At 43.3% G+C, this 26,512-nt stretch carries 25 protein-coding genes, 2 pseudogenes and 1 other annotated feature; of the genes and pseudogenes, 26 read left to right on the top strand and 1 reads right to left on the bottom strand.

Annotation, left to right across the window (positions count from 1 at the left end):
* Nucleotides 1-7: 7 nt before the first annotated feature.
* From dnaK to mtaB, 5 genes and pseudogenes are all read left to right on the top strand, one after another.
* Entirely contained in the window at nucleotides 8-1,843 is a 1,836-nt protein-coding gene (dnaK, locus tag AU387_RS08405; protein WP_024122102.1) for a molecular chaperone DnaK, read from the top strand.
* A gap of 196 nt (nucleotides 1,844-2,039) precedes the next feature.
* Entirely contained in the window at nucleotides 2,040-3,164 is a 1,125-nt protein-coding gene (dnaJ, locus tag AU387_RS08400) for a molecular chaperone DnaJ (protein ID WP_059335442.1), read from the top strand.
* 24 nt (nucleotides 3,165-3,188) lie between these two features.
* Nucleotides 3,189-4,124, top strand: a complete 936-nt coding sequence (gene prmA / locus AU387_RS08395; RefSeq protein ID WP_059335441.1) for a 50S ribosomal protein L11 methyltransferase — start codon at nucleotides 3,189-3,191, stop codon at nucleotides 4,122-4,124.
* 22 nt (nucleotides 4,125-4,146) lie between these two features.
* Nucleotides 4,147-4,917 (top strand): annotated as a pseudogene (locus tag AU387_RS08390) (16S rRNA (uracil(1498)-N(3))-methyltransferase).
* Nucleotides 4,917-6,272 (top strand): tRNA (N(6)-L-threonylcarbamoyladenosine(37)-C(2))-methylthiotransferase MtaB, encoded by a 1,356-nt coding sequence (gene mtaB / locus AU387_RS08385; protein WP_044154501.1) that lies wholly within the window; start codon nucleotides 4,917-4,919, stop codon nucleotides 6,270-6,272. The pseudogene AU387_RS08390 and the gene mtaB overlap by 1 nt, the downstream one beginning before the upstream one ends.
* A gap of 40 nt (nucleotides 6,273-6,312) precedes the next feature.
* Here the strand turns inward: mtaB and AU387_RS08380 are convergent, their stop codons facing one another.
* Nucleotides 6,313-7,239, bottom strand: a complete 927-nt coding sequence (locus AU387_RS08380) for a Na/Pi symporter (RefSeq protein WP_059335440.1) — start codon at nucleotides 7,237-7,239, stop codon at nucleotides 6,313-6,315.
* 172 nt (nucleotides 7,240-7,411) lie between these two features.
* On the opposite strand from AU387_RS08380, the gene rpsU reads away from it, so the two are divergent.
* The 21 genes and pseudogenes from rpsU to dnaG all read left to right on the top strand — a co-directional run bounded on the left by rpsU (nucleotide 7,412) and on the right by dnaG (nucleotide 26,428).
* Nucleotides 7,412-7,585, top strand: coding sequence for a 30S ribosomal protein S21 (gene rpsU / locus AU387_RS08375; RefSeq protein WP_003152957.1), 174 nt, complete (start codon nucleotides 7,412-7,414; stop codon nucleotides 7,583-7,585).
* A 14-nt stretch (nucleotides 7,586-7,599) separates the two neighbouring features.
* Complete coding sequence (locus tag AU387_RS08370; RefSeq protein ID WP_059335439.1) at nucleotides 7,600-8,046, top strand: GatB/YqeY domain-containing protein; 447 nt, start codon at nucleotides 7,600-7,602, stop codon at nucleotides 8,044-8,046.
* Nucleotides 8,047-8,177: 131 nt separating this feature from the next.
* A complete protein-coding gene (locus AU387_RS08365; RefSeq protein WP_059335438.1) occupies nucleotides 8,178-9,491 on the top strand; it encodes an NfeD family protein in 1,314 nt (437 codons plus the stop codon).
* Between the two features lie 21 nt (nucleotides 9,492-9,512).
* Nucleotides 9,513-10,508 (top strand): flotillin-like protein FloA, encoded by a 996-nt coding sequence (gene floA / locus AU387_RS08360; RefSeq protein ID WP_044154507.1) that lies wholly within the window; start codon nucleotides 9,513-9,515, stop codon nucleotides 10,506-10,508.
* A 27-nt stretch (nucleotides 10,509-10,535) separates the two neighbouring features.
* Nucleotides 10,536-10,961: a hypothetical protein gene (locus AU387_RS08355; protein ID WP_044154508.1), complete on the top strand. Its 426-nt coding sequence runs from the start codon at nucleotides 10,536-10,538 to the stop codon at nucleotides 10,959-10,961.
* A gap of 55 nt (nucleotides 10,962-11,016) precedes the next feature.
* Nucleotides 11,017-11,298: a sporulation protein YqfC gene (gene yqfC / locus AU387_RS08350; RefSeq protein WP_024122093.1), complete on the top strand. Its 282-nt coding sequence runs from the start codon at nucleotides 11,017-11,019 to the stop codon at nucleotides 11,296-11,298.
* A gap of 18 nt (nucleotides 11,299-11,316) precedes the next feature.
* Nucleotides 11,317-12,512, top strand: a pseudogene (gene yqfD / locus AU387_RS08345) (sporulation protein YqfD).
* Nucleotides 12,509-13,468 (top strand): PhoH family protein, encoded by a 960-nt coding sequence (locus AU387_RS08340; RefSeq protein ID WP_044154510.1) that lies wholly within the window; start codon nucleotides 12,509-12,511, stop codon nucleotides 13,466-13,468. Before yqfD ends, AU387_RS08340 begins: the two are co-directional and overlap by 4 nt.
* Before the next feature lie 71 nt (nucleotides 13,469-13,539).
* On the top strand, nucleotides 13,540-15,675 hold the full coding sequence (pgpH, locus tag AU387_RS08335) for a cyclic-di-AMP phosphodiesterase PgpH (RefSeq protein WP_081638339.1): 2,136 nt from the start codon (nucleotides 13,540-13,542) through the stop codon (nucleotides 15,673-15,675).
* On the top strand, nucleotides 15,676-16,149 hold the full coding sequence (ybeY, locus tag AU387_RS08330; protein ID WP_059335437.1) for an rRNA maturation RNase YbeY: 474 nt from the start codon (nucleotides 15,676-15,678) through the stop codon (nucleotides 16,147-16,149).
* Nucleotides 16,130-16,507 (top strand): diacylglycerol kinase family protein, encoded by a 378-nt coding sequence (locus tag AU387_RS08325; protein WP_059335436.1) that lies wholly within the window; start codon nucleotides 16,130-16,132, stop codon nucleotides 16,505-16,507. The genes ybeY and AU387_RS08325 overlap by 20 nt, the downstream gene beginning before the upstream one ends.
* Nucleotides 16,508-16,620: 113 nt before the next feature.
* A complete protein-coding gene (cdd, locus tag AU387_RS08320) occupies nucleotides 16,621-17,031 on the top strand; it encodes a cytidine deaminase (protein WP_059293579.1) in 411 nt (136 codons plus the stop codon).
* A complete protein-coding gene (gene era, locus AU387_RS08315) occupies nucleotides 17,012-17,917 on the top strand; it encodes a GTPase Era (RefSeq protein ID WP_044154513.1) in 906 nt (301 codons plus the stop codon). Before cdd ends, era begins: the two co-directional genes overlap by 20 nt.
* A gap of 143 nt (nucleotides 17,918-18,060) precedes the next feature.
* Nucleotides 18,061-18,204 carry a YqzL family protein gene (locus AU387_RS20475; RefSeq protein ID WP_024122087.1) on the top strand — a complete coding sequence of 48 codons (144 nt, stop codon included), beginning with the start codon at nucleotides 18,061-18,063 and terminating at the stop codon, nucleotides 18,202-18,204.
* Nucleotides 18,205-18,240: 36 nt separating this feature from the next.
* Nucleotides 18,241-19,008, top strand: coding sequence for a DNA repair protein RecO (gene recO, locus AU387_RS08310; protein ID WP_024122086.1), 768 nt, complete (start codon nucleotides 18,241-18,243; stop codon nucleotides 19,006-19,008).
* Between the two features lie 39 nt (nucleotides 19,009-19,047).
* Nucleotides 19,048-19,222: a binding site (T-box leader), on the top strand.
* Between the two features lie 83 nt (nucleotides 19,223-19,305).
* Nucleotides 19,306-20,193, top strand: coding sequence for a glycine--tRNA ligase subunit alpha (gene glyQ, locus AU387_RS08305; RefSeq protein ID WP_010334976.1), 888 nt, complete (start codon nucleotides 19,306-19,308; stop codon nucleotides 20,191-20,193).
* Nucleotides 20,186-22,225, top strand: a complete 2,040-nt coding sequence (gene glyS / locus AU387_RS08300) for a glycine--tRNA ligase subunit beta (protein ID WP_059335435.1) — start codon at nucleotides 20,186-20,188, stop codon at nucleotides 22,223-22,225. The genes glyQ and glyS overlap by 8 nt, the downstream gene beginning before the upstream one ends.
* A gap of 133 nt (nucleotides 22,226-22,358) precedes the next feature.
* Nucleotides 22,359-22,997 (top strand): transcriptional regulator CcpN, encoded by a 639-nt coding sequence (gene ccpN / locus AU387_RS08295; RefSeq protein ID WP_024122084.1) that lies wholly within the window; start codon nucleotides 22,359-22,361, stop codon nucleotides 22,995-22,997.
* Nucleotides 22,998-23,022: 25 nt separating this feature from the next.
* A complete protein-coding gene (locus AU387_RS08290) occupies nucleotides 23,023-23,835 on the top strand; it encodes a pyruvate, water dikinase regulatory protein (protein ID WP_044154519.1) in 813 nt (270 codons plus the stop codon).
* A 253-nt stretch (nucleotides 23,836-24,088) separates the two neighbouring features.
* Nucleotides 24,089-24,583 (top strand): YaiI/YqxD family protein, encoded by a 495-nt coding sequence (locus tag AU387_RS08285; RefSeq protein WP_024122083.1) that lies wholly within the window; start codon nucleotides 24,089-24,091, stop codon nucleotides 24,581-24,583.
* A gap of 33 nt (nucleotides 24,584-24,616) precedes the next feature.
* On the top strand, nucleotides 24,617-26,428 hold the full coding sequence (gene dnaG / locus AU387_RS08280) for a DNA primase (RefSeq protein WP_059335434.1): 1,812 nt from the start codon (nucleotides 24,617-24,619) through the stop codon (nucleotides 26,426-26,428).
* The last annotated feature ends 84 nt before the right edge of the window (nucleotides 26,429-26,512 follow it).

Genomic DNA, 26,512 nt, shown 5'->3' with positions numbered 1-26,512 from the left:
TATTCAAGTGAGTAAAGTTATCGGAATCGACTTAGGTACAACAAACTCATGTGTGGCAGTGCTTGAAGGCGGCGAGCCTAAAGTTATTGCTAACGCTGAAGGAAACCGCACAACTCCATCAGTTGTCGCATTCAAAAACGGCGAACGCCAAGTAGGGGAAGTGGCTAAACGCCAATCTATCACAAACCCTAACACAATTATGTCTGTCAAACGCCATATGGGTACAGATTACAAAGTTGAAATTGAAGGAAAAGATTACACTCCTCAAGAAGTGTCTGCTATCATCCTTCAACACCTTAAATCATACGCTGAAAGCTATCTTGGCGAAACAGTATCAAAAGCAGTTATCACAGTTCCTGCATACTTTAACGATGCTGAGCGTCAAGCGACAAAAGACGCTGGTAAAATCGCAGGTCTTGAAGTAGAACGTATCATCAACGAGCCGACTGCAGCAGCGCTTGCATACGGACTTGATAAAACAGATGAAGATCAAACGATCCTGGTATACGACCTTGGCGGCGGTACATTCGACGTTTCCATCCTTGAACTTGGCGACGGTGTATTCGAAGTTCGTTCAACTGCCGGTGACAACCGTCTGGGCGGAGACGATTTTGACCAAGTCATCATCGACCATCTTGTGTCTGAATTCAAAAAAGAAAACGGCATTGATCTGTCAAAAGACAAAATGGCGCTTCAGCGTTTGAAAGACGCAGCTGAGAAAGCGAAAAAAGATCTTTCCGGCGTATCTTCTACGCAAATTTCTTTACCGTTTATCACAGCTGGAGAAGCAGGACCGCTTCACCTTGAACTTACATTAACTCGCGCTAAATTCGAAGAGCTTTCTTCTCATTTAGTAGAGCGCACAATGGGCCCTGTCCGTCAAGCGCTTCAAGATGCAGGACTTTCTGCAAGCGAAATCGACAAAGTCATCCTTGTCGGCGGATCAACTCGTATTCCTGCCGTACAAGAAGCAATCAAAAAAGAAACTGGAAAAGAAGCGCATAAAGGCGTAAACCCGGATGAAGTTGTAGCGCTTGGTGCAGCGATTCAGGGCGGCGTTATCACTGGTGACGTAAAAGACGTTGTTCTTCTTGACGTTACACCGCTTTCTCTCGGTATTGAAACAATGGGCGGCGTGTTCACAAAACTGATCGACCGCAACACAACAATTCCGACAAGCAAATCACAAGTGTTCTCAACTGCTGCTGATAACCAAACAGCTGTTGATATCCATGTTCTTCAAGGTGAGCGCCCAATGTCTGCCGACAACAAAACACTCGGCCGCTTCCAGCTTACTGATATCCCGCCAGCACCGCGCGGCGTGCCTCAAATCGAAGTTTCTTTCGATATTGACAAAAACGGTATCGTAAACGTAAGAGCAAAAGACTTAGGCACAGGAAAAGAACAAAACATCACAATCAAATCTTCTTCAGGTCTTTCTGATGATGAGATCGAACGCATGGTAAAAGAAGCGGAAGAAAATGCTGACGCTGATGCGAAGAAAAAAGAAGAAATCGAAGTCCGCAACGAAGCAGATCAGCTTGTTTTCCAAACTGAGAAAACATTAAAAGATCTTGAAGGCAAAGTGGACGAAGAACAAGTGAAAAAAGCCAACGATGCCAAAGACGCTTTAAAAGCAGCGATTGAGAAAAACGAATTTGAAGAGATCAAAGCGAAAAAAGATGAGCTTCAAGCAATCGTTCAAGAGCTTTCTATGAAGCTTTACGAAGAAGCTGCTAAAGCACAGCAAGCTCAAGACGGAGCAAACGCTGAAGGCAAAGCTGATGACAACGTTGTTGACGCTGAATACGAAGAAGTAAACGACGACCAAAACAAAAAATAAGTTTCTTTCTGAGTCAGCCCGCTTTTGGGCTGGCCGAAAAGAACATATTTCATAATCTGATTCAATGGTTAGAAAGTCAAAGTCAGGCATCTCTTGGCTTTGACTTTTTTTCTTGCCCGGGATAAAAGGAATTGAAAAATCATAATTCAAAATGATACAATCTAATTTATGTGAGAAATTCGGGAGAGTGAAGTAGATGAGTAAGCGTGATTACTATGAAGTGCTGGGTGTAAGTAAGAGCGCTTCAAAGGATGAAATAAAAAAGGCTTATCGAAAGCTGTCAAAAAAATATCATCCTGACATTAACAAAGAAGCCGGATCAGATGAAAAGTTTAAAGAAGTCAAAGAAGCATATGAAACGCTGTCTGATGACCAAAAACGGTCTCATTACGACCAATTTGGCCATACTGATCCTAACCAAGGCTTCGGCGGCGGTTTTGGCGGCGGTGACTTCGGCGGTTTTGGTTTCGATGATATTTTCTCAAGTATTTTCGGCGGCGGCACTAGACGAAGAGATCCGAATGCACCGCGTCAAGGGGCGGATCTGCAATATACGATGACTTTGTCATTTGAGGATGCCGTTTTCGGAAAAGAAACGACCATCGAGATTCCGCGTGAGGAAACATGCGATACATGTAAAGGCTCAGGGGCGAAACCTGGTACAAATCCGGAAACGTGCTCACACTGCGGAGGCTCCGGTCAGCTAAATGTGGAGCAAAACACGCCGTTTGGTAAAGTTGTCAACAGACGAGTCTGCCACCACTGCGAAGGTACAGGTAAAATCATTAAAAACAAATGTGCGGATTGCGGCGGCAAAGGAAAAATCAAAAAACGCAAAAAAATCAACGTCACAATTCCTGCCGGTGTAGATGACGGGCAGCAGCTGCGACTCTCAGGACAGGGTGAACCAGGCGTAAATGGCGGCCCAGCCGGGGATTTATTTGTCGTATTCCACGTGCGCGCCCACGAATTCTTTGAGCGCGACGGAGATGATATTTACTGTGAAATGCCGTTAACGTTTGCTCAAGCCGCGCTTGGAGATGAAGTGGAAGTTCCGACGCTTCACGGGAAAGTGAAATTGAAAATCCCTGCCGGTACACAAACAGGAACAAAATTCAGATTAAGAGGCAAAGGCGTTCAAAATGTCAGGGGCTATGGACAGGGTGACCAGCATATCGTCGTCCGCGTTGTCACTCCGACAAACTTGACAGATAAACAAAAAGATATTATCCGCGAATTTGCCGAAGTCAGCGGAAACCTGCCTGATGAACAGGAAATGAGTTTCTTTGATAAGGTAAAACGCGCGTTTAAAGGCGATTAATTATTGGATGAGGAGTTGGTAGTTTTGAAATGGTCCGAATTAAGCATTCACACAACACATGAAGCGGTCGAACCTATCTCAAATATTTTGCATGAAGCTGGTGCGAGTGGGGTTGTGATAGAGGACCCGCTGGATTTAATTAAAGAACGTGAGAATGTGTACGGGGAAATCTACCAGCTCGACCCCAATGATTATCCGAACGAGGGTGTCATTGTTAAAGCGTATCTGCCGGTCAACAGCTTTCTTGGAGAAACGGTAGAGGGCGTTAAAGAAACAATTAATAATCTGCTTCTTTATGATATTGATTTGGGCAGGAACCATATCACCATTTCCGAAGTGAACGAAGAGGAATGGGCGACTGCTTGGAAAAAGTATTACCATCCTGTGAAAATTTCTGAAAAGTTTACGATTGTACCAACGTGGGAGGAATATACGCCGGTACATACGGATGAGCTGATTATTGAAATGGACCCGGGAATGGCATTCGGAACAGGCACACACCCGACAACCGTACTTTGTATTCAGGCGCTTGAACGCTTTGTGCGAAAGGGTGATAAGGTGATTGATGTAGGTACAGGTTCCGGAATTTTAAGTATTGCGGCTGCAATGCTTGAGGCTGAATCGGTTCATGCCTATGATCTTGATCCCGTTGCTGTAGAAAGCGCACGTCTCAATTTGAAGTTAAACAAGGTTAGCGATATAGCTCAAGTCAAACAAAATAATTTGTTAGACGGGATTTCAGGAGAACATGATGTGATCGTTGCCAACATTTTGGCTGAAGTCATCCTTCGTTTTACTTCACAGGCATACCATCTGCTGAAAGACGGCGGGCATTTTATTACTTCAGGAATTATCAGCCATAAAAAGCAAGAGGTAAAAGAAGCATTGGAACAGGCTGGTTTTACCATTGTGGAAATTCTCTCAATGGAAGATTGGGTCAGTATTATTGCGAAAAAATAACAGTTAGTAGGTGTCACAGCGTATGCAACGATATTTTATCGAGCTCACGAAACAGCAAATGGAGGAAGCGCCGGCTATTTCAATTACCGGAGAAGATGTTCATCATATTGTAAATGTCATGAGAATGAACGAGGGAGACGAGATTATCTGCTGCTCTCAGGACGGCTTCGAAGCAAAATGTGAACTTCAATCTGTTTCCAAAGAAAAAGTGTCCTGTCTTATGATAGAATGGACGAATGAAAACAGAGAGCTTCCGATAAAGGTTTATATTGCAAGCGGCCTCCCGAAAGGGGATAAACTTGAATGGATTATCCAAAAGGGGACTGAGCTGGGAGCTCATGCTTTTATTCCTCTGCAAGCCGCACGCTCTGTTGTCAAGCTGGATGACAAGAAAGCTAAGAAGAAGCGGGAAAGATGGACGAAAATTGCGAAGGAAGCGGCGGAGCAATCGTACCGAAACGAAGTGCCGCAAGTGCTGTATATCCATTCCTTTCAGTAGCTTCTTGAAAAGGTGCAGAATGTCGATAAATGTGTCGTTGCATACGAAGAGTCATCGAAGCAAGGAGAAACAAGCTCGTTCAGCGCAGTTGTAAGCAGCCTTCCGAAAGGATCATCCCTTTTGATCGTATTCGGTCCCGAAGGCGGTTTAACAGAAGCGGAGGTTGAGCGGCTCACGGCGAAAAACGCTGTTCCGTGCGGCCTCGGACCGAGAATTTTAAGGACAGAAACCGCTCCGCTATACGCGCTGAGCGCAATTTCTTATCATACAGAGTTATTAAGAGGTGATCAATAATGGCAACTGTTGCGTTCCATACGCTTGGCTGCAAAGTCAATCATTATGAAACAGAAGCAATCTGGCAGCTTTTCAAAGATGCGGGCTATGAAAGAAGAGACTTTGAACAAACAGCTGACGTATATGTCATTAATACATGTACGGTAACAAATACGGGAGATAAAAAAAGCCGCCAAGTGATCAGACGCGCCATTCGTCAAAATCCTGACGGCGTCATCTGCGTCACAGGCTGTTATGCGCAAACCTCGCCAGCTGAGATTATGGCAATCCCGGGTGTTGACATTGTAGTCGGAACTCAGGATCGAGAAAAAATGCTCGGCTACATCGATCAATATCGTGAAGAGCGTCAGCCGATCAATGGCGTCAGCAACATTATGAAAGCTAGAGTATATGAAGAGCTTGATGTACCGGCTTTTACAGACCGGACAAGAGCGTCATTAAAAATACAGGAAGGCTGCAATAACTTCTGCACGTTCTGTATCATTCCGTGGGCGCGCGGACTTCTCCGTTCACGTGACCCGGAGGAAGTTATTAAACAAGCACAGCAGCTTGTTGATGCGGGTTATAAAGAAATCGTACTTACTGGTATCCATACAGGCGGCTACGGTGAAGATATGAAAGATTACAACTTTGCCAAGCTTTTGAGAGAACTTGACGCCCGTGTTCAAGGCGTGAAACGGATCAGAATTTCGTCCATCGAGGCAAGCCAGATCACAGACGAAGTGATTGAAGTTTTAGACCGTTCAGATAAGATTGTGCGCCATTTGCACATTCCGATTCAATCCGGATCAAACACAGTGCTTAAACGGATGAGACGCAAATACACTATGGAATTTTTCGCTGACCGTTTAAATAAGCTGAAAAAAGCACTTCCGGGCTTAGCCGTAACCTCCGATGTCATTGTAGGCTTCCCTGGTGAAACAGAAGAAGAATTTATGGAAACCTATAACTTTATTAAAGAAAACAGATTCTCTGAACTGCATGTTTTCCCTTACAGCAAACGTACGGGAACGCCAGCTGCGCGGATGGAAGACCAAGTGGATGAAAACGTCAAAAACGAACGTGTACACCGCCTGATTGCACTTTCTGACCAGCTTGCGAAGGAATATGCCTCTGATTATGAAAATGAAGTCCTTGAAATTATCCCTGAGGAAACATTTAAAGAATCAGATGAAGAAAACATGTATGTCGGTTACACAGACAACTATATGAAAGTTGTTTTCAAAGGTACGGAAGACATGATCGGCAAAATCGTGAAAGTAAAAATACTAAAAGCAGGCTATCCATACAATGAAGGACAGTTTGTCCGTATTGTTGAGGATGACATAACAGAACAAATGCGTATGTCTTCTTAATCTAAAAAACCGGTGCATCTGAATGTGCCGGTTTTTATGTTCAGTTTTTAGCTGGGATAAGCAGGTTAATAAAGCTGTAGAACAAGTTGGTAAGCGGTAAAAACAAAAGAGCTAATACGACATTAAATAGCAGACTGAAATGGGCGATTCTTTGGGCAGGGTCTGCCGAGAGCTGTTCAACAAAGCCGGTCGCTGCCGCCAAAAACGGGAATACAATTGCTACGCCGATTATGTTAAACAAGACATGGGCGCACGCTGTCTGTTTTGCCGCATATCCGCCGGATACAGCAGCCATGACAGCTGTAATGCATGTCCCGATGTTTGACCCAAGCACAACGCTCATTGCCTGTGTCAGTCCAATAACGCCTTCATTCATAAAGCTCATTAAAATGCCGATGCAGACAGAACTTGAGTGAATGATTGCAGTTAACACCATGCCGATAAGCAAAGCAGACCAGTTTGAGTCGTTTACATGATGAAGAATACCTGCACCTGTTTTCAGCTGAGTAAGCGGTTCTGCAAGACGGCTGAAGCCGCTGATGCAAAAAAAGATAGTTCCGAGTCCGAGGAAGCTTGTTCCCAGCTGTTTGAACGGATACCTGCCCGTCAGAAAAAACAGCAAACCGCCAATCAATAGAATCCAAATCAACACATCCATTTTGATTGCAAGAAATTCGGTTGTAAAGGTCGATCCGACATTTGTTCCAAGGATCATCGGTATTGTCCGTTTGAAAGAAAGGGCCCCCGCACTTACAAATCCGATGACAATTACCATAAAGGCGGAGCTGCTTTGGAGAAATCCTGTAAAAACAATACTGATGAGGAATGCTTTTAATGGATGATCCGTAAAAATCAGCAGCTGCTCTTCAATTTTTGAATACGTCAGCGAAATTAAACCTTTCCGAAGCATGTTCATTCCTGCGAGAAAGAATAATATAAGAGCAGTAAAACTAATCAGAAGCAACATTTTATTCACCAACCCCTTTCTATCATTATATAGACAGGCAGTCCCGCTCATGACGGAAAAGTGAACTCACTTAGTTGACCTGACTGAAGGCTTATATTATAATGTCAAAGTACATGTTTATATGTGTAACTTAAAGGTAGTCGATTGGTGTATTCGGAGGGAGGGAAAGAGAATGTCAAAAACGGTCGTTAGAAAAAACGAATCGCTTGAAGATGCTCTTCGTCGCTTCAAACGCAGTGTATCAAAGACAGGTACTTTGCAAGAAGCAAGAAAGCGCGAATTTTATGAAAAACCTAGCGTAAAGCGCAAGAAAAAGTCTGAAGCTGCTAGAAAACGCAAATTCTAAAAGAGGGTGGATTTATGAGTCTTCTTGAGCGACTTAACCAAGATATGAAGCTATATATGAAAAGCCGTGAGAAAGACAAACTGACTGTCGTTCGAATGGTTAAGGCTTCACTTCAAAACGAAGCAATTAAGCTTAAGAAAGACAGTTTGACCGAGGATGAGGAACTCACTGTCCTTTCTCGTGAACTTAAGCAACGTAAAGACTCCCTCCAGGAATTTTCAAACGCTAATCGTTTAGATTTAGTAGATAAAGTTCAAAAAGAGCTGGACATTTTAGAAGTTTATTTACCACAGCAGCTATCAGAAGAAGAGCTGCGTACAATCGTAAATGAAACCATTGCGGAGGTCGGTGCGAGCTCAAAAGCGGACATGGGCAAAGTGATGGGGGCAATTATGCCTAAAGTAAAAGGTAAAGCTGACGGAAGTTTAATTAATAAGCTTGTGAGCAGTCGACTGTCTTAAATGGCAAAGAAAAGGACATCTTTCTAAGAGAGATGTCTTTTTTTTATACATAAAAAAATGAAACCTTTGATACATTTGTTACGTATGAAGAGAAGGCACTTAATATACGAGGAAGGAGGGATACATCGCCCTTGCTTCAAACAAAAGGATTCCGAGCGGCTCTTTTGAGCATATTTCTACTATCATTATTAGGAGTTCAGCTGCACACAAAAGCAGAAAAACAAACCGTCTACGTCATTCCCGTTGAAAAAAATGTCGAACAGGGTCTCGCCTCGTTTTTGTCGCGTTCGCTACAAGATGCAGAGGCTCAGCATGCAAACCATATTATTCTTGATATTAACACACCGGGAGGACTGGTAAAATCAGCTATTGATATAGCGGACACGATCAACGAAACGGATATCCCGATAACTGCTTATGTAAACAAACGGGCATTGTCTGCTGGTGCATATATCGCGTTACAGGCTGACGCCATTTATATGGCGTCCGGAGGAAAGATGGGAGCCGCGGCGATCATAGACGGTAAAGGCAATGCTGCTGACAAAAAAGCTGAATCATTCTGGCTTGCGGAGCTGGAAGATGCTGCAGCAAAAAACAACCGTGATCCAAAATATGCGCGTGCCATGGCAGACCCTGATGTAGATGCAAGAGAAGCGGGCGCGCCGAAGGGAGATCTGCTTACGCTGAATGCGGAAAAAGCTGTTGACGTAGGCTATTCAGAAGGAACTGTTAACAATCTTTCCGCGCTTGTGAAGAAGCTTGGATACGAAGATGCACATATCAGCTATGCTGAGGAAAGCTTTGCAGAAAAGGCAGCAAGGTGGCTGACCAGTCCGATTGTTGTTCCTATTTTATTGACAATTGCCTTTTTAGGTCTTACTGTTGAGCTTTTTTCTCCTGGTGTCGGTCTGCCTGGAACAGCAGGATTTATCGCATTGATCCTGTTTTTTTACGGACATCTTGCAACGGGTCTTGCCGGATATGAAACGGTTCTCCTCTTTATAGCAGGGGTGATTCTGATCCTGATGGAGATATTCCTCCCCGGAGGAATCATTGGTTTACTTGGCTTGGGAGCAATTGTTGCGAGCTTATTTTTGGCCGCGGGAAGCTTCACAGTCATGGCGGTTTCTCTCTTGATCGCCTCAGCTGTTTCCATTACAGCTTTCATTTTACTGACAAGGGTGTTGGGAAAGCGTATGAAATTCTTTAAGAAATTTATATTAAATGATTCGACAAATACAGAGAGCGGTTATGTATCAAACCAAACGCGAACGGACTTAATCGGCAAGGAGGGCGTGACCTTTACGCCGCTGCGTCCCGCGGGAACCGTCATTATCGATGACGAACGTCTTGATGTGGTATCTGAAGGATTATTTACAGAGAAAGATAAAAAAGTAAAAGTAATCAAAGTGGAAGGCTCGCGCATTGTCGTGAGAGAAATCTAAACAGAAACGAGGAGAAGTAGCATGGACCCATCAACATTAATGATACTGGCTATTGTCGTAGTAGGGATCATTGTCTTAGCTGTATTTTTTACATTTGTACCTGTTATGCTCTGGATTTCAGCTTTAGCAGCCGGAGTTAAAATCAGCATTTTCACTCTAATAGGGATGAGGCTACGCCGCGTCATACCGAGCCGGGTGGTTAATCCGCTGATTAAAGCGCATAAAGCGGGACTCGACGTTGGAACAAACCAGCTTGAAAGCCACTATCTTGCCGGAGGGAATGTAGATAGAGTCGTTAACGCACTTATCGCAGCTCAGCGTGCTAATATTGAGCTTACATTTGAACGCTGTGCAGCCATCGACCTTGCCGGCCGTGATGTATTGGAAGCCGTGCAAATGAGCGTTAATCCGAAGGTCATTGAAACACCGTTTATTGCAGGTGTTGCCATGGACGGTATTGAAGTGAAGGCGAAAGCGAGAATTACAGTAAGAGCCAATATCGACCGCCTCGTCGGGGGTGCGGGTGAGGAAACGATTGTAGCCCGTGTAGGCGAAGGGATCGTCTCTACAATAGGTTCATCCGAAAATCACAAAAAAGTGCTGGAGAACCCTGATATGATTTCTCAAACGGTTCTCGGTAAAGGCCTGGATTCAGGAACCGCCTTTGAAATTCTTTCGATTGATATTGCTGATGTTGACATTGGTAAAAACATCGGGGCGATCTTGCAGACGGATCAGGCAGAGGCCGACAAAAATATTGCGCAGGCCAAAGCCGAAGAACGCCGTGCAATGGCTGTTGCTCAAGAACAGGAAATGCGCGCACGTGTAGAAGAAATGCGAGCTAAAGTGGTTGAAGCTGAAGCGGAAGTGCCGCTTGCGATGGCCGAAGCCCTGCGCGAAGGAAATATCGGCGTCATGGACTACATGAATATTAAAAACATTGATGCAGACACAGATATGCGTGATTCATTCGGTAAATTAACGAAAGACCAATCGGATGAAGACCGCAAATCATAATCTCTCTATGCAGAAGGGAGAATAGTGATGGAAGATATACTGACGAATCCGCTTGTTATTGCAGCGATTATCGGAATTATTTCCACGATTTTCGGCAAAGTGAAAAAAGAAGAAGAAAAAAACAATCAAAATCAAAAAAGAAAAAAGCCGCAGACAATGAAACCTGCTTCTGTTCAAAATAAACAATCAGCTGAAGAAACGCCAGCTCCTATTCCAAACCGCTTGGAACAGATGAGACAAGAAGCTGAAGACAGACGGAAGGAAACGGAAAGAAACCTGAAAGGGCTTGAGCGTGATCTTACTGCCGCCAAACATAAAGCTGTGTATACCAAGCAAAAACTGCTTCAGGTCAATAAAGACACTGTTGTGCAAGGCATTGTCTTAGGCGAGGTATTCGGTCCGCCAAGGGCAAAAAAACCTCATCACACAATGCGTGCAGCCCGCAAAAATTAAGTGTTAGAACCCTCTTTCAAATCATACATATGAGATGAAAGGGGGTTCTTTTTGTATGGGGCAAAGAAAGAATCGTTTAAAAGCTTGGCTGACAAGAGCATTGGAAATTCCCCCGGACGTTATGATGGATCTGCCGCGGATCACAATGGTCGGCAGACTTCATATCTACATAGAAAACCACAGAGGTCTTCTGCTGTTCAGTGAGAATGAAGTGAGGCTGATGCTGAAGCAGGGCCAGTGCATCATATCAGGAAAAAACTTTGTGATCAAAGCGATTCTTCCGGAAGAAATACTTTTGGAGGGTACGATTGATGTCGTTCGATATGTTGAGTCATAAAGCCGAGGGGGAAATGTTGTGAAAAATAAATGGCTGTCTTTTTTTGGTGGTAAGGTCCAGCTTGAAGTGACGGGACGAGGCATTGAACGGCTCCTTAATGAATGCACAAGAAGAGGGATTCCGATCTTTCATCTGAAAAAAAAGAAAGAAGCCGTCTTGTTATATATACAGCTTCAGGATGTACATGCCTTTCGGCGTGTCAGAAGAGAATTTGACTGTAAAGCCCGTTTTATCAATCGAAAAGGGTTCCCGTTCTTATTGCTGAAATCCAAACTGAATTTAGGTTTTACCATTGGTTTTGCGCTTTTTTTATCCTATTGTTTTTGCTCTCCAATATGGTATGGAAAATTGAAGTGACTGGTGCAAAGCCTGAAACGGAGCACCAAATGATGCAGCATTTGAAGGAAATCGGCGTCAAAAAAGGGCGATTGCAATTTTTAATGCAGTCTCCCGAAAAAATACAAAAATCGTTAACCAACGGAATAGACAATATCACTTGGGTCGGAGTCGATTTGAAAGGCACGACCATCCACATGAAAGTTGTGGAGAAAAATGAGCCTGAAAAAGAAAAGTATGTCAGTCCGCGCCACATTATCGCCAAAAAGAAAGCAACCATTACAAGAATGTTTGTCCAGAAAGGACAGCCCATGGCCGCAATCCATGATCATGTGGAAAAGGGGCAAATGCTTGTCTCCGGCTTAATCGGAAGCGAAGATGAGCAGCAGGAAGTCGCCTCTAAAGCTGAAATTTACGGCGAGACCTGGTACAGATCTGAAGTAACGGTGCCCCTTGAAACATTATTTAACGTCTATACGGGCAAAGTAAGGACAAAGCACAAGCTTTCTTTTGGCTCATGGGCTTTCCCAATCTGGGGGATAACGCTTAAAAAAGAAGAATTAAAACATCCAAAAACAGAACAAGAGAAGCATTCGCTTCATTTTCTCGGTTTGGAGCTCCCTGTTTCTTATATCAAAGAGCAAACGAGAGAAAGTGAAGAGGCTTTGCGAAAATATACGAAAGAAGAAGCAGTTCAAGAAGGAATCAAAATGGGTAAACGGGATGTAGAGAGTAAAATAGGCGAGGACGGCGAGGTGAAAAGTGAAAAAGTTTTGCACCAGACAGTCGAGAATGGTAAAGTAAAGTTGATTATTCTCTACCAAGTTATAGAAGATATCGTTCAAACCACACCTATTGTCAGGGAGACTGAAGAATGACAGAACATTTACTTGCGATGAATCAAAAACTGAAAAGCCCGGACGAGGCGCTTTCACTGTTCGGGAATCAAGATTCTTTTTTGACACTGATGGAGAAAGATCTGGATGTAAATATCATTACGCGAGGCGAAACGATTTATATTTCAGGCGATGAAGAATCGTTTCAGATTGCCGACAGGCTGCTGGGATCACTTCTCGCATTAATTCGCAAGGGGATAGAGATCTCTGAACGTGATGTGATTTCCGCCATCAAGATGGCAAAAAAGAATGAACTTGAATATTTTGAAAGCATGTACGAAGAAGAAATTACAAAAAACGCAAAAGGCAAACCGATCCGTGTGAAAACCATGGGACAGCGGGAATACGTGGCCGCCATGAAACGAGATGATCTTGTATTTGGCATCGGCCCGGCGGGAACCGGAAAAACGTACCTTGCTGTCGTAAAAGCAGTCCACGCATTGAAAAACGGACATATTAAAAAAATCATTTTAACAAGGCCTGCGGTAGAAGCCGGTGAAAGCCTCGGTTTTTTACCAGGTGACCTCAAAGAGAAAGTAGATCCTTATTTGCGCCCGCTGTATGACGCTCTTCATGATGTGCTTGGAACAGATCATACAGAACGGCTGCTGGAAAGAGGAGTCATTGAAATCGCTCCGCTCGCTTATATGAGAGGCCGGACGCTTGATGATGCCTATGTTATACTTGATGAAGCGCAGAACACTACGCCTGCCCAAATGAAAATGTTTTTGACGAGACTGGGTTTTGGCTCTAAAATGATCATTACAGGTGACGTTAGCCAAATTGATCTGCCGAAAGGCGTCAAATCGGGACTTGCAGTAGCGAGAGAGATGCTGAAAGAAATCGACGGCATTTCTGTGATTGAACTGGACCAGACAGACGTGGTCAGACATCCGCTGGTTGCGAAAATTATTGAAGCATACGATAAGCAAAATTAATCCTGAATGACCCGATCGCGCGTTATCGGGTCATTTTTGCTTATGAGCTTGATTTTCTAGAGGAGGTTCTTGTGTTGAAAAAGAAGGGGAAGACCAAAAGCGGCTCAAAAAAGTGGCGCGGCTTTAAAAATGCCCGCTCCATGCATGTACTGCTGTATCTTCTGCTGGCTGCGATTATGTTCGCATTGCTTTTTGTACATGTGAAGCCGGAAACGCTTGATTTAGACCTGTTTTCAGTCAGCGACAAGACCATTTATGCTCCGGCAACTGTGGAAGATCAAAAAGCGACAGAGGAAAAAAAGCAAGCTGCTGAAGATGCGGTCGAAGATCAATATACCTTAAAGAAAGATTATACAGACAATCGAATTGATCTTGTGTCATCGATATTCGACAGTATCAGTGAAGTGAAAAAATCAGCAGAAGAAGACAGCAGTTCACCATCAGAAAAAACAATGATTAAGTCGGTGAAAAATAAGCTGACGTCAGATGTGAATGATTCTATATCAGAGGATGCCATCAAGACTTTGCTGAAGGCGGACCATGAAGATTTTTCATTTGTCAGAGATACTGTCATAACAGCAGTAAACTCAGTGATGAGCAGTGAAATCCCGTCGGATAAATTATCTGAAGCAAAAGATAAAGTGCAAAAAGAACTGAAGAGTAATTCTATCCCGTCTAAATATTTGGGAGCTGCCACGGAAATCGGGCGTTACGCCATTATTCCGAATTACGTCTTCGATCCAAAAGCAACAGAGGCAAAACGCCAGGAAGCGTCAGACAATGTTCAGCAGGTTCAGATCAAACAGGGGCAGGTGCTCGTGGAAGAAAATGACCTCATTGATCGCGAGGTGTACAGAAAACTTGAGCTGACCGGATTGTTAAATAACTCCAATTTGTTCAAGCCGATTAGCGGCCTATTGATTATGATCGGGCTTTTCATCGCTACACTCGTTTACTATTTCGAAAAACAGAATCAAAATCTGAAATTCAAAAACAAGTCGATCCTATTATTCTCCATTATTACAACGCTTTTGCTTGTTATTATGGAGGTTGTCAGTTTATTTCAAAAGATGGAATATAACAATATTGGCTATCTTGTCCCCATTGCGGCCGGTGCAATCCTAATCAAGCTGCTGATGAATGAACGAATCGCTATTTTAGGAAGTATCATTCTTGCGATTTGCGGAAGTATGATGTTTAATCAAGGTGTGACAGGAACATTTAATTATGTCATTGGTATTTATTATTTGATCAGCGGTATTTCCGGTGTTTTGTTTTTAGGAAAACACAATGGCAGATCAAAAATTTTGCAGACTGGGCTTTTTGTGGCGTTTATCAATATGATTGTGGTTCTATCTCTATTATTGATCCAAAACACCGCGCTGTCAGGCTTGGAAATCGGGACGCTAATGCTGATGGGGGTTGTGTCGGGTTTTGCTTCCTCCGTATTAATTATCGGACTTATGCCGTTTTTTGAGACAGGTTTCGGCATTTTGTCCACAATGAGGCTGATCGAGCTGTCTAACCCTAACCATCCGCTGCTTCGAAAAATACTGACAGAAACACCAGGTACATATCACCACAGCGTCATGGTCGCCAATTTGTCAGAGGCCGCCTGCGAGGCGGTAGGGGCAAATGGTTTGCTTGCAAGAGTCGGTGCGTATTATCACGACCTCGGAAAAACAAAGCGTCCGCAGTATTTTATTGAAAATCAAATGAATATTGACAATCCGCATGATAAGCTTTCTCCGCAGCTCAGTAAAAATATCATTATTTCGCATACCACTGACGGGGCGAATATGCTGAGAAGCTATAAATTTCCAAAGGAGCTTGTGGATATTGCTGAGCAGCACCACGGGACCTCTCTTTTGAAATTCTTTTATTATAAAGCGAAGGAAAAAGGCGATCAGATTACAGAGGAAGAATTCCGTTACCCGGGACCGAAGCCGCAGTCAAAAGAAGCCGCGATTATATCAGTGGCAGATAGTGTCGAAGCGGCTGTCAGATCGATGCATAATCCAAATCCTGAACGAATTGAAAAGCTTGTCAGGGGCATTATATCCGATAAGCTTCAGGACGGACAGTTTAGTGAATGCGATTTGACATTTAAAGAGCTTGATACAATCGCAAAAACGCTTTGTGCAACATTAAAAGGAATTTTCCACTCCCGGATTGAATATCCGGAGGCTACTAAGAAGGTGAAATAGATGAGTTTATTGATTGATATCGTAGATGAAACCGGAAGTGTCTCTGAAGGGATGCTTAAAGAAGTAGAAAATCTGCTTCAATTTGCCGCTGAGCGCGAAGGAGTTCAGGATCAGGCTGAGGTTTCTGTCACGATCGTTACCAATGAAGATATTCAGCAGATCAATAAAGAGTATCGGGGAAAGGATACGCCGACAGACGTCATCTCTTTTGCTCTTGAAGAAGAGGGAGAAGACGAAGTTGAAATTGTCGGTGCTGAAATGCCGCCGGTTCTAGGTGATATTATCATCAGTGCAGATCGTACAAGAGAGCAGGCTGAAGAATATAACCATTCTTTCAAGAGAGAGCTTGGCTTTCTAGCGGTACATGGATTCCTGCATCTTTTAGGATATGACCATATGACGAAAGAGGAAGAAGAGGAGATGTTTACTAAGCAAAAGGATTTGCTGGACGCCTATGGACTCAAGAGATCATAGAAATGAGCTGATGCGATTCCTAATGAGCTTCGTGCACGCAGGGCGGGGCATATGGAGAACGGCGCGGACGGAGCGGAATTTTCAATTTCATGCCGCGGCTGCCTGCGCCGTTATCATTTGCGGTTTTCTCGTTAATCTCAGCCTGACAGAGTGGGCTATTATTTTTCTTTTGATTGGCGGAATGCTTTCACTGGAGCTTTTAAATACAGCTATTGAACACACGGTTGATTTAGTAACAGATAAACATCACCCGCTTGCTAAGGCGGCTAAGGACGCTGCTGCCGGGGCTGTTTGCGTTTTTGCCGTGATTTCGTGTATTATTGGTTTACTTATTTTTTTGCCAAAGCTGTATGGCTGAAAATTCTTACATTTATTTTACATTTTTAGAAATGGGCGTGAAAAAAGGAGCGCCATTATGTAAAATATAAAGTGATAGCGGTACCATTATAGGTAAGAGAGGAACATGTACACATGAACAGACAGAAATTGATAACAGAAGCTTTAAAAGCGCGTGACATGGCATATGCACCGTATTCCAAGTTTAAAGTAGGAGCCGCTCTTCTTACCAAAGATGGAAAAGTGTACAGAGGCTGCAATATAGAGAATGCGGCATACAGCATGTGCAACTGCGCTGAGCGTACCGCTTTATTTAAAGCTGTTTCTGAAGGCGATACTGTGTTTCAGATGCTGGCAGTAGCTGCTGACACCCCGGGACCAGTATCACCGTGCGGAGCCTGCCGGCAGGTGATTTCTGAGCTCTGCACAAAGGACGTTATTATCGTGCTGACCAATTTACAAGGACAAATACAAGAAATGACTGCAGAAGAATTATTGCCAGGCGCATTTTCATCGGAGGATTTACATGACGAACGAAAGCTTTAAATCAGGATTTGTATCCATTATCGGAAGACCAAACGTAGGAAAGTCTACTTTTTTGAACAGAGTGATCGGCCAAAAAATCGCGATCATGAGTGATAAACCCCAAACAACAAGAAATAAGGTGCAAGGGGTATTAACGACAGGCACATCACAAACGATTTTTATTGACACACCAGGAATTCATAAGCCTAAGCATAAGCTTGGGGACTTTATGATGAAAGTGGCGCAAAATACATTAAAAGAAGTCGATTTGATCTTATTCATGATCAACGCTGAGGAAGGCTATGGTAAGGGCGACGAGTTCATTATTGAGAAATTGCAGAATACCTCGACACCTGTTTTCTTAATCGTAAACAAAATTGACAAGATCCATCCTGATCAATTGCTTCTGCTAATTGACGAATACCGCAAGCGATATCCTTTTAAGGAAATTGTTCCGATCTCTGCATTAGAGGGAAATAACATTGAAACATTGCTGGCGCAGATTGAAGCATATTTGCCTGAAGGTCCGCAGTTTTATCCGAGTGATCAGGTGACCGATCATCCGGAGCGCTTTATCATTTCTGAGCTGATCAGGGAAAAGGTGCTGCATCTGACAAGGGAAGAGATCCCGCACAGCATTGCGGTAAGCATCGAATCGATTAAAGGGCAAGACAACGGATCCGTGCACGTGGCGGCAACAATTGTGGTCGAACGGGATTCTCAAAAAGGCATTGTCATCGGGAAAAAAGGCAGCCTGCTGAAAGAAGTCGGAAAAAGAGCGAGAGCGGATATCGAGGCCCTCTTAGGTTCCCGCGTCTATCTAGAATTGTGGGTAAAAGTGCAGAAAGACTGGCGTAACAAAATGTCCCAGCTTCGCGACTTCGGCTTTAAAGAGGATGAATATTAATCACTTGCTGTGTCATTATCTCACATGAACAGGGATACATTAGCAAATTTTGTTTAACATGAAATGGAGGACATCTGGTCAAGATAAAGGTAAGAATTTGGAGTTTAGGTAAGCTAGTTTAACTACAGAAAGGTGGGTTTCTTGTGTTGAATTTTACCTGGAACGTATTTTCTCAAACAGGAAATGTTGATACGTATCTTCTTTTTAAAGAACTGGAAAAAGAGAACATGGAAAGACCCGAAGAACTAGAAGATGAGCTAGCCCGATTTGATTTTCCAATTTTATAGACCTCTTGACCGCTCCTGTTTTAGGAAGGTGCGGAAATGCTGACAAAATGTGAAGGAATCGTTCTTCGTACCAATGATTACGGAGAGACGAATAAAATTGTTACTTTACTGACAAGAGAACACGGAAAAATAGGTGTTATGGCCAGAGGAGCCAAAAAACCGAACAGCCGTTTATCAGCAGTCAGCCAGCCCTTTTTGTATGGTTCATTCCTAATGCAGAAAACAACAGGCCTCGGAACCCTTCAGCAGGGTGAAATGATTCTCAGCATGAGAGGCATCAGAGAGGATTTGTTTTTAACTGCATATGCAGCTTTTATTGCTGAGCTCGTTGACAAAGGCACAGAAGAAAAAAAACCAAATCCCTATTTGTTTGAATTTATTTTAGAATCCTTTAAACAGCTTGACGAAGGAACAGACCCGGATGTTATTACCTTCATTGTTCAAATGAAGATGCTTGCTGTGATGGGACTGTATCCTGAGCTTAATCACTGTGTGCATTGTAAAAGCCAGGATGGGACATTCCATTTTTCTGTTCGCGATAACGGTTTTATTTGCCATCGCTGCTTTGATAAAGACCCTTACAAGGTGCCGATTAAGCCGCAAACGGCAAGGCTTTTGAGGCTGTTTTATTACTTCGATCTTTCAAGGATTGGCAATGTGTCTTTAAAGCAGGAAACGAAAAATGAATTAAAGCAAGTTATTGACTTGTACTACGAAGAATATTCAGGGGTTTATCTGAAATCGAAGCGTTTTTTAGATCAAATGGAGAGCATGAAACATCTTATGGGTGAAAACAAAAGTTGACATATGGCCCATCTTTTTATATGATCATTTATTATAAAATATGTTGCAGTGAGAGAAAGAAGTACTTGCGTTTACCTCATAAAAGCGACCTTAGGACGGTGTAAGCTAAGGATGAGCGCGCAACGAAAGGCATTCTTGAGCAATTTTAAAAAAGAGGCTGGGATTTTGTTCTCAGCAACTAGGGTGGAACCGCGGGAGAACTCTCGTCCCTATGTTTGCGGCTGGCAAGCATAGAGACGGGAGTTTTTTGGTTGCTGCCGCAGCAATTTTTATGAAGGAAAAGTGGAGGTGCTTGAAATGAATATTCAAGACATGATTCTAACCCTGCAGAAGCATTGGTCTAACGAAGGCTGTGTGCTCATGCAGGCATACGATGTAGAAAAAGGGGCCGGCACGATGAGCCCGTATACATTTTTGCGCAGTATCGGTCCTGAGCCGTGGAAAGTGGCTTACGTTGAGCCGTCAAGACGCCCAGCTGACGGCCGATACGGAGAAAACCCGAACAGACTCTATCAGCATCATCAATTTCAGGTCATCATTAAACCATCACCTGATAACATTCAAGAGCTGTATTTAGACTCTTTGCGCGCTCTCGGAATTGATCCGCTTGAGCATGACATCCGTTTTGTTGAGGACAACTGGGAGAATCCGTCTTTAGGCTGTGCGGGTCTTGGCTGGGAAGTCTGGCTTGACGGAATGGAAATTACACAATTCACGTATTTCCAGCAGGTTGGGGGACTTGAGTGTAAGCCTGTTTCCGTGGAAATTACATACGGAATTGAGCGTCTGGCCTCTTATATACAGGATAAAGAAAATGTATTTGATCTTGAGTGGACGTCAGGGTTTACTGTGAAAGATTTATTCATGATGGCTGAGTACGAGCATTCCGTTTATACATTTGAAACATCTGATGTTGATATGCTGTTCCAATTATTCAGCACGTATGAAAAAGAAGCGATCAAGCAAATGGATAATGGTCTTGTGCATCCCGCATATGACTACGTGCTTAAATGCTCGCACACATTCAACCTTCTTGACGCCAAAGGGGCAATCTCTGTTACAGAGCGGACAGGCTATATCGGAAGAGTGCGGAATTTAGCAAGAAAAGTCGCAAAAACCTATTATGAGGAACGAGAAAAACTAGGGTTCCCAATGCTTAAAGGGGAGGGTTCTTCTCATGAGTAAACAGGATTTACTTTTAGAGATCGGATTAGAGGAAATGCCGGCGCGCTTTTTGAATGAAAGCATGGTTCAGCTGGGCGAAAAGCTGACAGGCTGGCTTGCAGAAAAAAATATTGCACACGGTGAAGTGAAGCTTTTTAATACACCGAGACGCCTCGCTGTTTTAGTAAAGGGTGTAGCAGAAAAGCAGGATGATATAAAAGAAGAAGCAAAAGGGCCTGCAAAAAAAATCGCCCTTGATGCTGACGGCAACTGGACAAAAGCGGCGATTGGGTTTTCAAAAGGCCAAGGTGCCAGAGTGGAAGACTTGTACATGAAAGAAATAAAAGGCACGGAATATGTTTTTGTGCAAAAATTCCAAGCAGGACAAGAAACCAAAACGCTTCTGCCTGAACTGAACAGCTTAATCACAAGCCTCCATTTCCCGAAAAATATGAGATGGGGAAATGAAGATCTGCGTTATATCCGTCCGATTAAATGGATTGTCGCTTTATTTGGCCAGGATGTCATTCCGTTTGCAATTACAAATGTTGAGTCAGGCCGGACGACACAGGGGCACCGGTTCCTGGGGCATGAAGTGTCTATTGAATCACCTTCAAGTTATGAAGAACAGCTGAAAGAGCAGCATGTGATTGCTGATCCAAATGTTCGCAAACAGATGATTCAATCGCAGCTGGAAGCAATGGCCGAAGAAAACAATTGGAGTATTCCGGTTGACGAGGATCTCCTTGATGAAGTCAATCATTTAGTAGAATATCCGACGGCTCTTTACGGCTCATTTGAATCTGAGTTTCTGTCCATTCCTGAGGAAGTGCTTGTAACGACAATGAAAGAGCATCAGCGCTATTTCCCTGTTAAAGACAAAAACGGAGATTTGCTGCCTTACTTTATCACAGTCCGTAACGGAAACAGCCACGCGATCGAAAATGTCGCGCGAGGCAATGAAAAAGTGCTGCGTGCTCGTTTGTCAGATGCTTCTTTCTTCTACAAGGAAGACCAGAAACTGAACATTGATGAAAATGTGAAGAAGCTTGAAAACATTGTGTTCCATGAAGAGCTTGGCTCTCTCGCTGATAAGGTAAGAAGAGTAACAGCGATCGCAGAGAAGCTTGCTGTCCGTCTTCAAGCTGATGAAGATACATTAAAACATGTGAAACGTGCTGCTGAAATTTCTAAATTCGACCTTGTGACACATATGATATATGAGTTCCCTGAGCTTCAAGGAATTATGGGTGAAAAGTATGCGAGAATGCTTGGCGAACATGATGCTGTAGCCGCAGCTGTCAACGAACACTATATGCCTAGATCTGCAGGCGGAGAAACGCCTTCCACTTTCACTGGGGCGGTAGTTGCCATGGCGGATAAGCTGGATACAATCGCATCCTTCTTCTCTATTGGCGTCATTCCGACTGGTTCACAGGATCCTTACGGCTTGCGCCGCCAAGCGAGCGGTATTGTCGCTATTCTGCTTGACCGGAATTGGGGCATTTCGTTTGAAGAGCTGCTGACTTTCGTACAAACCGAAAAAGAAACCGAACTGTTAGATTTCTTCACTCAGCGTCTAAAATACGTCTTAAATGCGGAGCAGATCAGACATGATGTAATAGATGCCGTGCTGGAAAGCTCTGAGCTTGAGCCATATTCGGCGCTCCACAAAGCGCAAGTGCTGGAACAAAAATTGGGTGCGCCAGGCTTTAAGGAAACAGCAGAAGCTTTAGGCCGAGTGATCTCTATCAGCAAAAAAGGAGTTCGCGCGGAAATTCAGCCTGATTTGTTTGAAAATGAATACGAAGCGAAGCTGTACGAAGCTTATCAAACTGCTAAACAAAATCTGCAGGAAAGCTTCAGCAAAAAGGATTATGAGGCGGCACTTTCTTCCCTTGCGGCCTTGAAGGAACCGATTGATGCTTATTTCGACCATACGATGGTTATTGCTGATAACGAGACATTAAAGGCAAACCGATTAGCGCAAATGGTAAGCTTGGCGGATCAGATCAAGTCCTTTGCTAATATGAATGCCCTTATTGTAAAATAAAGAAAGAAAAGGCGGTTGCTGTGTGATCGGTAATCGTCTTTTCCCCATTTGAACGTTTTTTTGTTTGATTACAAAGCATTTACGTTATAATATGGTTTATTATTTCTTTACATAGATACGAAGTGAAAAGGTGGTGAGTACGATCGAACTAAATAAACGGCAAGAACATATTTTGCAGATTGTAAAAGAAAACGGACCGATTACAGGGGAGCATATTGCCGAACAGCTGAATTTAACGAGAGCAACACTGCGTCCGGATTTAGCCATACTCACCATGTCAGGTTTCCTTGAGGCGCGCCCGAGAGTCGGTTATTTCTATACTGGAAAAACCGGCACGCAGCTTTTGGCAGATAAACTGAAAAAGCTTCAGGTGAAAGACTTTCAATCTATCCCCGTCGTTATTCACGAGAACGTTTCTGTATATGATGCGATTTGCACCATGTTTTTAGAAGATGTAGGTACTCTGTTTGTAGTGGACCGTGATGCTGTTTTAGTCGGAGTGCTTTCACGAAAGGATTTACTACGAGCCAGCATCGGCCAGCAGGAGCTTACTTCTGTCCCTGTGCACATTATTATGACTAGAATGCCGAATATTACAGTGTGCAGACGCGAGGATTATGTGATGGACATTGCAAAGCACTTAATTGAAAAACAAATCGATGCGCTGCCTGTCATCAAAGATACCGATAAAGGATATGAAGTGATCGGCAGAGTGACGAAAACGAATATGACCAAAATACTTGTCAGTTTATCAGAAAATGAAATCTTATAAGAGCGCAGACTAACGGGGGGATAATATGAATAACCGCATCATCTATGTTGTATCGGATTCCGTCGGTGAAACGGCCGAATTGGTAGTCAAAGCTGCATTAAGCCAATTTAACGGCTCAGCGGATGATACACATGTAAGAAGAATTCCTTATGTTGAGGACATTGGCACTATCAATGAAGTGATTTCACTTGCAAAAGCAGATGGGGGCATTATCTGTTTTACACTTGTGGTGCCGGAAATAAGAGAATATTTGATTGCCGAAGCGGAAAAAGCAAATGTTTTATATTATGATATTATCGGCCCGTTAATTGATAAAATGGAAACAGCCTACGGTTTAACGGCGAAATATGAACCGGGACGGGTCCGCCAGCTTGATGAAGATTATTTCAAAAAGGTCGAAGCGATTGAATTTGCTGTTAAATACGACGATGGGCGTGACCCACGAGGCATTTTAAAAGCTGATATCGTTTTGATCGGTGTATCGAGAACCTCTAAAACACCTTTATCTCAATATCTTGCCCACAAGCGGCTGAAGGTTGCCAATGTTCCGATTGTTCCGGAGGTTGACCCGCCGGAAGAGCTCTTTCATGTTGACCCGAAAAAATGCATCGGCCTGAAGATCAGTCCGGATAAACTGAATCATATCAGAAAAGAACGGTTAAAATCGCTTGGCCTCAATGACAAGGCCATCTATGCAAATATCAACAGAATTAAAGAGGAACTGGAATATTTCGAAAAGATCGTGGATCGAATCGGCTGCCAGGTTGTAGATGTTTCAAATAAAGCAGTAGAAGAAACAGCAAATATTATCCATCATCTCAAAACGAAAAACATGTAACTCAGGACGCTCTATCCTGGGTTTTTGACTTTGCCAAAAGGGAATAATGAAAAACAATAGCATCTTTGTGAAGTTTGTATTATAATAAAAAATTGTGATAAAATGATTAATTTTAGGTTTAAGGTTAGTGTGATACGAATAAACTATTATGGGTAAGATGTCAAGAATTTCTCCCGGAAATTTTTCGACAAATTCATATACACCCGCATTTTTGCAGGGTGTGCGATTTTGCTTGCTTTTATGCAGGAGTTTAATGGAGGGATGGAGAATTACTCTTCTTAATGAAAAAGAAAAGACGATTTTTGTCGATGCTGATGCTTGTCCCGTAAAAGACGAAATTTTACAAACAGCATCTGATTATGAAGTTCAAGTTCTTTTTGTCGCTTCATTTGAACATTACCAGCTTTCCAGAAGTCAGGAAGAAAAATGGAAGTATGTTGATCCTCATAAAGAAGCTGCTGATTTATATATCGCAAATCATGTAAAACCGGGAGATGTTGTGGTGACGCAGGATATTGGTTTAGCATCCCTGCTTGTGAACAGGAATGTCACCGTCATGTCGGAGAGAGGGCGTCTTTACAAGGAAGATACGATTGATTTTGCCCTTGAAGGCCGTCATGTTTCCGGCAAACAAAGGAGAAAAGGCATATATGCCAAAGGGCCTAAAAAATTGAATCATGAAGATCGAGAACGATTTGTTACACTGCTGCAAAAAATCCTGTCGAACGATGAAGGGATTTTGCACTAAAACATCGAATAATGTACGACGGAGTGTTATAAGATGGGAAATCGGATACCAGATGAAATTGTAGACAAGGTGCAAAAGTCGGCAGATATCGTTGAAGTCATAGGTGATTATGTTCAATTAAAGAAGCAAGGCCGAAACTACTTTGGACTCTGTCCTTTTCACGGAGAAAGCACACCTTCGTTTTCCGTATCGCCAGACAAACAGATTTTTCATTGCTTCGGCTGCGGAGCGGGCGGCAATGTTTTCTCCTTTTTGAGGCAGATGGAGGGCTATTCGTTTGCTGAGTCGGTTTCCCACCTTGCGGACAAATACCACATTGATTTTCCAGATGATATAACGGTTCACACCGCAGTCCGGCCAGAATCCCCCGGAGAACAAAAAATGGCGGAGGCTCATGAGCTTCTGAAGAAATTTTACCACCATTTGTTAATAAATACAAAAGAAGGTCAAGAAGCGCTGGATTATTTGCTTGCAAGAGGGTTTACAAAAGAGCTGATTGATGAATTTCAAATCGGCTATGCTCTTGATTCTTGGGATTTCATAACAAAATTTCTCGTCAAGCGGGGCTTCAGTGAAACACAAATGGAAAAAGCGGGTCTGCTAATCAGACGCGAAGACGGAAGCGGATATTTTGACCGTTTCAGAAACCGGATCATGTTTCCGATCCATGACCATCATGGAGCTGTTGTGGCTTTCTCAGGCCGAGCGCTTGGCAGCCAGCAGCCAAAATATATGAACAGTCCGGAAACGCCGCTTTTTCATAAAAGCAAGCTGCTTTATCATTTTCACAAGGCCCGGCTTCATATCAGAAAGCAGGAAAGAGCTGTCTTATTCGAGGGATTCGCTGATGTCATATCAGCGGTAAACTCAGGCGTAAAAGAGAGTATAGCGACGATGGGCACGTCTCTGACAGATGATCATGTAAAGATTCTGAGAAGAAACGTGGAGGAAATCATTCTTTGCTATGACTCTGATAAAGCCGGATATGAAGCCACCTTGAAAGCGGCAGAGCTTCTTCAGAAAAAAGATTGTAAAGTCAGAGTCGCAATGATCCCTGACGGATTGGATCCTGACGATTACATTAAACAGTACGGCGGAGAAAAATTCAAAAATGACATTGTCGATGCAAGCGTTACGGTAATGGCGTTTAAAATGCAATATTTCCGGAAAGGAAAGAACCTGGCCGGTGAAGGCGATCGATTAGCCTACATTAAAGAAGTGCTTAAAGAAATCAGCGCGCTGTCAGGATCACTTGAACAGGAAGTCTATGTGAAACAGATTGCTTCCGAATTTTCGATTTCCCAGGAGTCATTAACTGAGCAGCTGACTGTATTCGGCAGGCAAAACAAGCCTGCTGACAGCAGCGGTGAAACGAAAACAAGAAGAGCGCATCTGACAACTAAGGCAAGGCAAAAACGGCTGCGCCCGGCGTATGAAAATGCAGAAAGGCTTTTACTGGCGCATATGCTTCGTGACAGGGGTGTCATAAAAAAAGTCATTGACCGGGTCGGGTTTGAATTTAATATTGATGAACACCGTGCTTTGGCCGCCTATCTGTACGCTTTTTATGAAGAGGGTGCCGAGCTGACGCCTCAGCATCTTATGGCCAGGGTGACGGATGATCATATAAGCCAGATACTGTCTGATATTTTAATGCTCCAGGTTAATCAAGAACTCAGCGAGGCCGAGTTATCAGATTATGTGAAAAAAGTGTTGAATCACAGAAAATGGTCAATGATAAAAGAAAAAGAGGCGGAAAGAGCCGAAGCCGAAAGGCAAAAAGATTTTTTGAGAGCGGCATCTCTGGCTCAAGAAATCGTTACTTTAAACCGATCTTTAAAATAACCGGGACAACTGATGAGGAGCTTTCATTGGCAATGATTCCTTGCGGAGGAGCAAATAGATCGCTTGACCTCATCATGAATTGTC

The organism is Bacillus halotolerans, from assembly GCF_001517105.1.
GTDB lineage: Bacteria > Bacillota > Bacilli > Bacillales > Bacillaceae > Bacillus > Bacillus halotolerans.
The sequence above is the reverse complement of the archived record's forward strand: the minus strand, read 5'-3'. Positions and strand labels throughout refer to the sequence as shown.